This is a genomic window from Hymenobacter fastidiosus (assembly GCF_039539565.1).
GTDB lineage: Bacteria > Bacteroidota > Bacteroidia > Cytophagales > Hymenobacteraceae > Hymenobacter > Hymenobacter fastidiosus.
The window spans coordinates 46,356-56,011 of the sequence record NZ_BAABDJ010000049.1; the positions used below are offsets into that span (position 1 = coordinate 46,356).

8 protein-coding genes are annotated in these 9,656 nt (G+C 56.2%); all 8 read right to left on the bottom strand.

Going from position 1 to position 9,656, the window contains the following annotated elements; genetic code table 11:
* Positions 1–35: 35 nt before the first annotated feature.
* On the bottom strand, positions 36–1,313 hold the full coding sequence (locus ABD833_RS19235; protein ID WP_345075233.1) for a restriction endonuclease subunit S: 1,278 nt from the start codon (positions 1,311–1,313) through the stop codon (positions 36–38).
* 5 nt (positions 1,314–1,318) lie between these two features.
* Positions 1,319–3,061 (bottom strand): type I restriction-modification system subunit M, encoded by a 1,743-nt coding sequence (locus tag ABD833_RS19240; RefSeq protein WP_345075234.1) that lies wholly within the window; start codon positions 3,059–3,061, stop codon positions 1,319–1,321.
* Positions 3,062–3,139: 78 nt separating this feature from the next.
* The gene (locus ABD833_RS19245; protein ID WP_345075236.1) at positions 3,140–4,120 is read right to left on the bottom strand and encodes a hypothetical protein; all 981 of its coding nucleotides are present in this window, start codon (positions 4,118–4,120) and stop codon (positions 3,140–3,142) included.
* A gap of 2 nt (positions 4,121–4,122) precedes the next feature.
* Positions 4,123–5,895: an AAA family ATPase gene (locus ABD833_RS19250; RefSeq protein ID WP_345075238.1), complete on the bottom strand. Its 1,773-nt coding sequence runs from the start codon at positions 5,893–5,895 to the stop codon at positions 4,123–4,125.
* Positions 5,896–6,030: 135 nt separating this feature from the next.
* Positions 6,031–7,131: a transglutaminase domain-containing protein gene (locus tag ABD833_RS19255; RefSeq protein ID WP_345075240.1), complete on the bottom strand. Its 1,101-nt coding sequence runs from the start codon at positions 7,129–7,131 to the stop codon at positions 6,031–6,033.
* A 110-nt stretch (positions 7,132–7,241) separates the two neighbouring features.
* On the bottom strand, positions 7,242–7,583 hold the full coding sequence (locus ABD833_RS19260; RefSeq protein WP_345075242.1) for a hypothetical protein: 342 nt from the start codon (positions 7,581–7,583) through the stop codon (positions 7,242–7,244).
* 205 nt (positions 7,584–7,788) lie between these two features.
* A complete protein-coding gene (locus ABD833_RS19265) occupies positions 7,789–9,264 on the bottom strand; it encodes a sigma 54-interacting transcriptional regulator (RefSeq protein ID WP_345075244.1) in 1,476 nt (491 codons plus the stop codon).
* Positions 9,265–9,467: 203 nt separating this feature from the next.
* Positions 9,468–9,656 (bottom strand): recombinase family protein (locus tag ABD833_RS19270; protein ID WP_345075246.1); only part of this gene is annotated, 189 nt, incomplete at its 5' end.

Below are 9,656 nucleotides of genomic sequence, written 5' to 3' on the forward strand. Positions count from 1 at the left end.
ATGAAGTAAAAACAAAAAACGTCGCGCCCGCCGCGCTACTGCTGCCACAGCGGCAAGTCAGCCTCGGGGGCTAACACGGCTGGACGCACGTCCACCTTGCCCGTCACTACTTCTGAAATCAGTGACTGCCGGAAGGCTTTCAGCGTTTGGATTTGGGTGTGAATGGCGGTGGTAGCCTTGCTGATTTTTTGAGAAATCTTTTGCAGATGCTCCTGAATAATTTCCTGTTCCCCTAAGGGTGGAACCGGGAGGATGACTTCAGCCAGATTACCCATAGTAAGCTTGGGTTGGGCTGAGCCAGTGACATACATGCTGTAATCCAAAGACTCTAGCAGATTAACGAAGTAATCTAAGTTGCCATGCTTCGGACGCAGAATGTGTGCATGATTATTCACCCAAAACTTGCCAGTTGCCTTGAAGGCAAGCGCAGTGCTTCTACTCAAAAGATTGGCTCCATCTTCTGCAAGTAGAATATAATCACCGTCGAAATGATAGTCTTCAACTTTGTCAATTATGCCTGACGCACCGTAATAATCGTAGGTGCGGCTTGCCATTCGTCCACGTTCTTCCGAGCTGAGTGGAACCCGAACTGTATTGAAGAAGTCTACAGCATATCGTAACTTTTTCACCTCCCAATGCGCCGGCACGTCCCCCAACCACGCCACGCCGGAGGGTTTGCGGGGCGCGGCCGGGTCGAGCCCCTGCGTCACGGCCTCGTTGATGAGTGCCTGCCGCTTCTGGTGCAGCTTCTGCAGCAGGGTTTCTTTTTGGGCCAGCAGCGTGTCGAGTTGGGCGGTTTTGCGGTCGAGGTAGGCGGCAATGGCGCGCTGCTCGGGCAGGGGAGGCACGGGAAGTTTTAACTCACCAATAAATCCCCAACTAGCTCGCGGCATTTTTGAGCCATAAGTTGAACTGTCAACTATATCGATTAATGATTGGGATAATAGCCGATAAAATAAAAATCGACTTTCGTACTCGTCTTGGTCGGGCGTCAATACCAAGACTTCTCCAACAGCTATACCGCTGGTTTCAGCATGAAGCACCTTTGCTAAATAGGGCCTTAGCTTGCTAAATAAGACATCACCAGAATTAAACAGATTGCCTATTCCTTCAAAAGCAGGCGTCTCGGTTGCAAGGTATTTGCCGGTTTTACTCTCGATATTCTCTAGGGCGATTCTCGTCGTAATATCTTCAATCTCCCCTTCGTTGGTATTCAAAGCCACGCAATATTTAAGCTTCTTAAGCTTCCAATGCGCCGGAATCTCGCCAAGCCAGTTAATACCGGAATCTCTCGTCTCTTCGTACTTTTTCATCCCTACTAGTCGGCCAAAATTTCGTGTAGCAGCCCGTCGATGTTGCGTTCCAACTCCAGAATCTGCGCTTTGAGGTTCTGCGAGCTTTCGGGCTGCTGGTACTGGTAGAAGTACTTGGTGAAGTTGATTTCGTAGCCAATGCGGGTCTGGCTCAGGTCGAGGAAGGCCTCGGGCACGTGGGGCTTCACCTCGCGCTCCAGGTAGGCCTGGATGTTCTCGCTGAGGGGGATATTTTCGTAGTCGCGCTTCTTTTTGTCGGGCTTGGGACGGCCGGTTTTCTTGTCGAGCACCACCCGGCCCTTGGCGTCGTGCTCGGGCTGCTCCACTGTCACCTGGTAGTAGCCAAAAAACTCGTTGGGGAAAATCTTTACCAGCGGGCCCTCTTCAAAGGCCGTGTAGAGGGCCGTCACGGCCTTTATCTGCTCCTCCGAAATCTTCTTGCGCTTGTTGTTGAGGCTCTTTTTCATGCCCACGAACTGTTCGCGGGCATCAATGAGTTGCACCTTGCCCCGGCGGTCGGCGGGCTTCTTGTTGCTCAGTATCCAGAGGTAGGTGAAGATGCCCGTGTTGAAGAAGATTTCCGACGGCAGGGCCACGACAGCTTCCAGCCAGTCGTTCTGAATAATCCAACGCCGGATTTCGCTCTCGCCCGAGCCCGCGTCGCCCGTAAACAGCGGCGAGCCGTTCGTGACGATGCCAATGCGCGACCCGCCCTGCGCCGGGTCTTCCATCTTGCTCATCAGGTGCTGAATGAACAGAAACTGCCCGTCCGACGAGCGCGGCAGTCCCGCCGAGAAGCGTCCCTGCGGGTTCAGCGCCTCGTGCTTCAGGTACAGCTCGTCGCGCTTCCAGCTCACGCCGTAGGGCGGGTTGGCCAGCATGTAGTTGAACTTCGCCCCCGGAAACCGGTCCTCGGTGAAAGAGTTGCCGTGCCGGATGTTGTTGGGGTCTTCGCCCGTAATCAGCAGGTCCGACTTGGCAATGGCGTACGACTGCTCGTTAATCTCCTGCCCAAAAATGCGGATTTCAGCCTTGCCCTCCAGCTCCTGCTCAATAAAGAGCTTCGACTGCGTGAGCATCCCGCCCGTGCCACAGGCCAAATCGTAGATGGTCCGGATGTGGTTCGGGTCACGCAGCTCTGCCTTCTCGGTGCTGAAAATGATAGAGGCCAGTAGCTTAATCACCTCCCGCGGCGTGAAGTGCTCCCCGGCCGTTTCGTTGCTCTGCTCGTTGGCAATCCGAATCAGCTCCTCAAACACGTAGCCCATGTCGTGGTTGCTCACCGCGCTCAGGTGCAGATTAACCCGGCTGATGGCATCCACCAACTGGTAGAGCAGGCCGTTTTTTACAAGTCGCACTACCACCTTATCGAGCTGGTAGTTTTCCAGAATGTCCTGCACGTTGGCGCTGAAGCCGTTCACGTAGTTCCGGAAGTTCATCTCCACGTTACCGGGGTCTTCGGCCAGCTTGCGCAGGTCGTAGGCCGAGTGGTTGTAGAACTTGAGCTTATTATTCGGGCCGGCGGCCTTCATCAGGATAGGCCCTAGCCGGTCGGGGGCCACCTTCTCTTTAAATTGCTCATACGCCGCTCGGACGGCTTCCTTCTGCGGTTCCAGGATGCAGTCAAGGCGGCGCAGCACCACAAACGGCAGCATCACGTCGCCGATTTCGTTTTTCCGGAAGGTATTCCACAGCACGTCGTTCGTGATGCGAAAGAGAAAATCTATGTTGGGTCGTTGGTCAGACATGTAGTAGCGCGGACTCTGCGAGTCCGCGAATTGGGATTTTAGTAGCGCGAATGTTGTGGTTCGCGTGTTGCGGAAAAATCAAAAAGTCAGGAACGACGACACCCGGTCGCCTTGCACGAAGTTGGTAATACTCAGCATGTCTTTTATGTTGGCCTGCATGCGTTCCAGCATCGTATCCACCGCCGCGCGCGCTTCGGCGTCGGCCAGGCTATGCACAGTCAGCGTATCCCCGTGGGTCCGCAGGGAGCCATTGGGCCGGAAATACAAAAAGGAGTCGCCGGAGCTATACCACTGGTAGTTGGTGATGATGTGCCGGTCGTGGCGCACGTCCGTCTTATAGTCTCCCCATACTACCGTAAAATTTGGCTTCATGCCCGTAGTGCCGGTCACGATTTCATCGGTTAAGTCGCGCAGCCACTGGTACTCGGTCACCGCTTCGGCATCCTTCGGTAGCAAAGAGAGCAACACCAGGTTGATTTTCCCTCTCCGGCCTTTTGTTAGCGCCTCCAGCATGCCGCGATAGTTGTGCTCAAACAAGTCGCGCTCCCCTAACAAGTATCGGTCACTGATTATCAAATCATGAAACGGCAGCACATGCTTCGTTAGTTTATCCCAACCCGAAAACTGGTCCCTTTCCTGTCCCAGGATAAGCGGCGTGGTAAACTTGTATTTATCGCCCCGGTACAGGCGGCCTAATTCTGGTAGCTCGTCGCCTACCTGTCCAATAAGGCACATTCCTTCCGCTTTGCAGGCGCCTACTTCAGCGTCAACGGCTAATACTACTGACCGCCGGTTAGCCTGTAGCTGCTGGTAGAACGTTGGCGAAATGGGGCGGTCAGGGTAAGTTGCTGGTAAAAAACGCATCTTCGTGTTTTTCTGCCCAGTAGTCATAGTCATTACAAATGGACGTAGCAGGTCGTGGCTAAGTGCTTCCGTTGATGAGCAATTCACGGCAATGTTTACTTCGCCGCGCAGCATTTTCATCGTTTCTGCATGCCCCGCCTGCGCCTTTGTGAGTAGAAAGGCTTCCAGATTGGCTTTGTCGAAATAGACCGTCATGGCTAGAATAATTTAAAGGCCAGTTCCGCCGCGTGGTTTACCAAAAAGCCTTCGCCAAACTCATCCATAAAAACGCCATCTTCTCGCAGGCGCATCTCGTGGCCGTGCCGGTAGCCGTTGGCTTCGCTTGGTGGGTCAAGGTAATACACTTTAAACAGCGCCATTTCCTTTGTGCGCATTGTCGCTTCAGTTCGACCATACTCCACGTTCCGACGCTCCATCAAATTTCCGCCGGCTTCCTTCACCAATACCTGAATGTTGCGAATGAGGTACTCTGAGTGCGTTTCTAACACGAACTGCAGGCCGTAGTCCGACTGCGCCAGCGAGGCAAACATTTCCGCCAGCAACGATTGAAACTGCGGATGTAGATTGGCTTCCGGCTCTTCAATCAGTACAATTGTCGGATTGAACTTAGCAGTCATCCGGAGCTCTGGTCCGCTCAATTCATATTCCTGAATAAGCGTCGCAATCTGTAGTAGCACCGTCAGTATCTGACCGGCCCCAAAGCCGAGGTCGGCCAGGTTAACGTACCGCTCATTCTTCATCACCCCGATGCGAATGGCCACATTATCGACCGTTTCGGTTACTGCTTTCTCGCCAATGCCAAACTTATCCAACCATTTGGTAAGAAATGTGTCGGCTCCGCCGCCCGCGAATGTCCCCAAACGATGGTAGTTATTTGCAATGGTGCTGATGTCGGAATGCCCGTTACCCGTCAGGTACAGCCGCGCCTGATGAGTCCGGTTAGCCCCCAGGTGCTCCATTGGAAACTTAATATGGTGCAGCACCACATCACTGAACCGGACCAGCGTGCGGTAAGACTGCTCCTTGCTAAGCTCCAGCGTCCGCTGCTTTTGTTTGCGTTCGGCCATCGTTTGGCGGCGCTCCTCTTTTGCCATTTCAAGCGCTTCCTCGCTCTCATCTTCATCCTCATCCGGCACGCTGTAAATGTCCACAAGTGCTTCATCATCGTACTCATCTTCCAGGAGTTCGTCTTCATCCGTGGCCGCGTTTGCTGTTACGTAGTTGTGTAGCGCTGCCTGCACCAGTCCCGCAATCGTCGGCTTTATCCCGGGCTCGTTCACCCAAACCTCCGCCTGAAAGAAGATGCCGGCCACAGAGCCGGACTTGGTAGCCAAAGCCTCCAGGTTTTGGATAGCTGTTTCAGTCTGTTGCCGCTTCTGCAGCTGTTGCTGAAAATCACCCGCTTGGTCACCTGCCTCCCAATTATCAATGGTTGCTTGCAGGGCCAGCAGCTCCTCGCGTAACGCCTCAATCCGCTGCGGGTAGCTGGCCGCTTCCAGAATACGCTTCTGGATTTCAGTACCCCCCGTCAGGTAATCAATCAGCTTCTGCGATACATCAAGCTGGTAGCCCTCGCCACCGCTTATGCTGCGCATCGTCAGCCGGTCGACTCCTGGTACGGTAAGCCGAAACTGGTACAAGTGCGGGGGCAGGCCTTCGCCCTCGTACTCAAACTCGTAGCTTACCTCAACGCCATTGCGGACATAGCCAAACTTGAGGTTTTCAGATTGGCCCGAATCCCAGTTTACCATGTTTTCCCAGTCGCTAATCCGGTGCCTTGAAGCTCGTTTTCCGTCAAGCCGCAGCACCGTCTGGTCCTCCTGCTCCAAGTAGTCGGCCAGTACCAGGAAGGCCTTTATCAGCGACGACTTACCCGAGTTGTTCTTGCCCGTGAGCACCGTCACCGGGGCCAGGTCGAAGCCGGCGGGCGAGCCGAATACCCGGAAGTTGTCAAGTTCTATTCGTTGCATAGAAAAGGGGACCAGAGCCGTAGCGGCCGGTAGTAGAAGTAACGTGCTGCAGTAAAGAAATATGGCTAAATCTGCCAGGAGAATAGCTTGGCCAAGTTACAAGCTGGGCCCTTCGGGATAAGCTGCCCTGGCGAATTAATTTACCTGCGTCACAGCTACGCTTGGCCACTGCGCCCGCTGCCGCACCATATAGGCCACGTTATCAGGGTCGGGAAAGCGGCGCCGTAGTTCCCGCAGCGGCAGCACCGGGGCCACTTGGTACTGTAGCAGCGAATAGCGCCAGTACGAGTCTTTGCGCGACCACAGCAGCACCTTGAGCGGGCCCGGCTCCGGCCGCAGCGTACCCTCCCGAAAGGCGCCGCTTGCCTGCAGCACCTGCGTACGCCCCCCATTTTCGATGGCTATTTCCGTATCCTCAGGCACCGAGAACCGGAATACCACCGCCCGGCGGGGCTCCAGCTCCGCGCGCAGCGGGACCTGCTCTATCTGCGCCTCAAACGGCGAGGGAAAGCACGCCGGTAGGCCCCCGGCATCGGCTTGCCGGCTCCGGCCCAATGCCCGGAGCAGCGCTGCTCCACTCACGCCCCGACTCAGCAGCTCGTGCTCGATAAATGGCCAGCGGTACACTTGTTCCGCTTTTACGCAGGGCTTCAGCAGCTGCCGCGTGCTGTCCTGGGGCACGTGTGAAAAAACAAATGCCGCCGGCGTCGTGTCAAACCAAAGCGGATTGAACGCTGGGATGAAGCGAAAATCCGCCCCGACCGCTCCCGCTGCCCAGGTTGGGTCGGCCAGGTGCCATTTGCCGTTGGCCAGGTACACGTTCCAGGCGTGGTTGGGCTCCGAAGGCAGGGCGTCGGCCGCGCTGGTGCGGGCGTACCCGCTTACCGTGTGGGCCGGCACCTGCATCAGCCGGGCCAGCGTCGTGAATAGGTCCGCATAGCCTTGGCAGATGGAGCGCCGGGTGCGCAGCACCTCTTTAGGGGAGTAGCTCTGCCCACGGCTTCCCCGCAGGTAATCGGTGTCATATGCTATGTGGTAGGCCAGCCAGGCGAAGATGAGCCGCGCTTTGTCATCCTCCGAGTGAGCGGCCGCTGTCAGGCTGCGCGCCAGCTGCGCCATCGTGGTAGCCTGCTGTTCGGGCAGTTCCCGGGCAAACAGGTCCAGCCGACGATACCGCGCCGCCGCGCTGCCCTCTTGAGTTTCCTTGCCCGGTTGGGCCTGCCCAGGGCCTGCCATTCCCAACAACAACCCGCCGAAAACCAAAGCGAAAAAAAGAAAACGGTGAGTCAGGGTATGTAGCATGTCGCGCAATAGGGGAGGCAGTAGGTTTCGGTGGTTGGGGTTAGCTACTTCGCCGGCTGCGCATAGGGCAGGTGGCAGGCCACAGGGCGCGGGTTTCCCTCATTCAGGGCCCGCACCTCGAACTCATTGGCACTGAAGAAAAGCGTGAGCTTCAGTTGCTCAACCGGGTTGCCGCAGTCGTCACTCTTCCTGAAAAGGATATTCCTATGATAGATGCCGTTATCCAGGGCAAAATCACAGATATGGTCGGCAAACTCTTGCTCCGGCAGGTTCGTCACGATATAGATGCGGTAGCCGTGCTTCAAGAAGCTTCGGCACAGAGTCTGCGCGTGGCCATTGGTTTCCGGGCATCGTTCAGACTGGAAGGCAATGGTTTTTTGCTTCATACCGGCGCAGCAAGTGAGGTATTAGGGTTTTCAGGCTGTCGGTGTTTCACCCGTCCAAGTAGGAGAGCCGCCGCAAGCAGTCTGATGTAATCCCTGTTGCTACAAATGGGCCAAACCAATAAACAGCTTTTGAATGCCCTTAAAGGGGGTTGTGCCTAAAAAGTATGCCGCAATATTTGCTATACACACCACATGCAATGAGGTGCTACCCTAGCTCTTGCTTGTATTTATTGAGCTTGGCAGCCAACGTCCGCTCATCAATTGCCAACGCTAAAGCGGCTTGGCGTACCACATTGTTCTTTAAGGCCATCACCCGCAGCAGGTGCTCCTGCTCCACATCGGCTAAGCGCAGCGAATACCCGGCCGGAGCGGGCTCCCGCAGGCGGCGGGGCAGGTCGGTGGGCTGCACCAGCTCTTGACCTTCGGTGAACACGTACACGGTAGTCAGCAAATTCTCCAGCTCCCGGATGTTGCCCTGATAGGTGTGCCCAAGCAGCAGCTGGCGGGCCGCGGCCGCCAACCGCAGTGGTGTCGGTCGCTTCAGGGCCTGGCGACGGTTCTCAAGCAGGTGGTCGAGTAGCGCCTCGCGTTCCGGCAAGGGCCAGTTGCGCAGCGCCGGCAGCTCCAACTCGGCCACCGCCAGCCGATAGTACAGGTCCCAGCGAAAGCGGCCCTGGCGGCAGCACTCCTCCAGGGCGGCGTTGGTGGCCGCCACCACCCGCACATCCACCTTGCGTGGCGAACCGCCCAGCGGCTGAATCTCCTTTTCCTGCAGCACCCGCAGCAAGGCCATCTGCACGGCGGGTGAGATGTCACCTATCTCATCCAGAAAAATGGTGCCGCCATCGGCCAGCTCAAACAGGCCCTTCGCGTCCCGGTCAGCCCCGGTGAAAGCTCCTTTTTTATGGCCGAACAGTCGTGATTCCAGCACACTGTCCGTCAGTGCCGCACAGTTCAGCACCAGGTAGGGCTGCCCGGCCCGCGCCGACTCCTCGTGCACATAACGCGCCAGCTGCTCTTTGCCTGTTCCGCTTTCGCCCCGAATTAGCACGGTCACGTCGTCGGTTTTGGCTACCAGATAGGCGCGGCGGTACACGGCGCGCAGTGTTGGTGTCAGCAGGTGTCCCGCCCCAGAAGAATACTGGGCTTTGGGCTCGTCCAGCAGTTGCTGGCCGATGATGGCGGTGACCGGAGCCTGTGAACGTTCGACCACGATTTCCACCAGACCCTGCCAGCCATCCTTTACAAATTTGGCATCGCGGGTTTGCAGCAGACGGGTGCGTAGGTTCAGGGTAGTGTGGCAGATATACCATGCTACCTGCATGATGCTGGCCCCCGGCGAGAAGAATATGGCGAGTTCGTGCTCACGGTGCGCCAGCAGCCAGGTTTCAACCTTAGTCTTCACCTCTTCCAGGTCGATGATGTCCGTGAGGGGCAGCAGCTCCGCGCTGATGGCCCGGCCCGGATATTCGCGCCGCAGATGAGCTACTAGGTGCGTGGCATGGTTTTCCTGCCGGACATCCGAATAAAGCAGGATATGTTGCTGTAGCTTCTCCTCCTCAAAATAATGCTGGTGAAAATTTGACGTGGGCCCCAGCGGATTTATTCCACTAAATGCTCCTTGCTCATTTTTTAGAAAGTCGCGGGTGGTAGCAATCCAGGAAACGAGTAAACGAGACATTGCAGAAAATTGGGAGTTAAAAAAAGCAACCAGTTAAGTCAGACCTAGAGGTAACTTGAGAAAGTATTTTTCCTGCATCAGTGGGAAGAAGTTGGCCTAGATAGAGGCCAAAGTCTAGTCACTACCTCAAACAAAGTGGGACAAGCACGGCAGTGCCGCACATATCCGTGATGGCGGCTCGGGCACATCAATATAGTGTCCCATTACGACGAAGGTAGCGTGGCCACTGCTGTAAGGCGCGGCAGTAAGCGTTTCACGGTCATAGGAAAAAAAACCTTCCCGCGCCGCGTCCGGTAGCCCGCCTCATTCAGTTCGTGGGCAATCTGCTGCAGCGTGTGCCCCTGCGCATGGAGTAACGAAGCAAGACGTGCCGCCTGCCGGTTGGCCTGGCT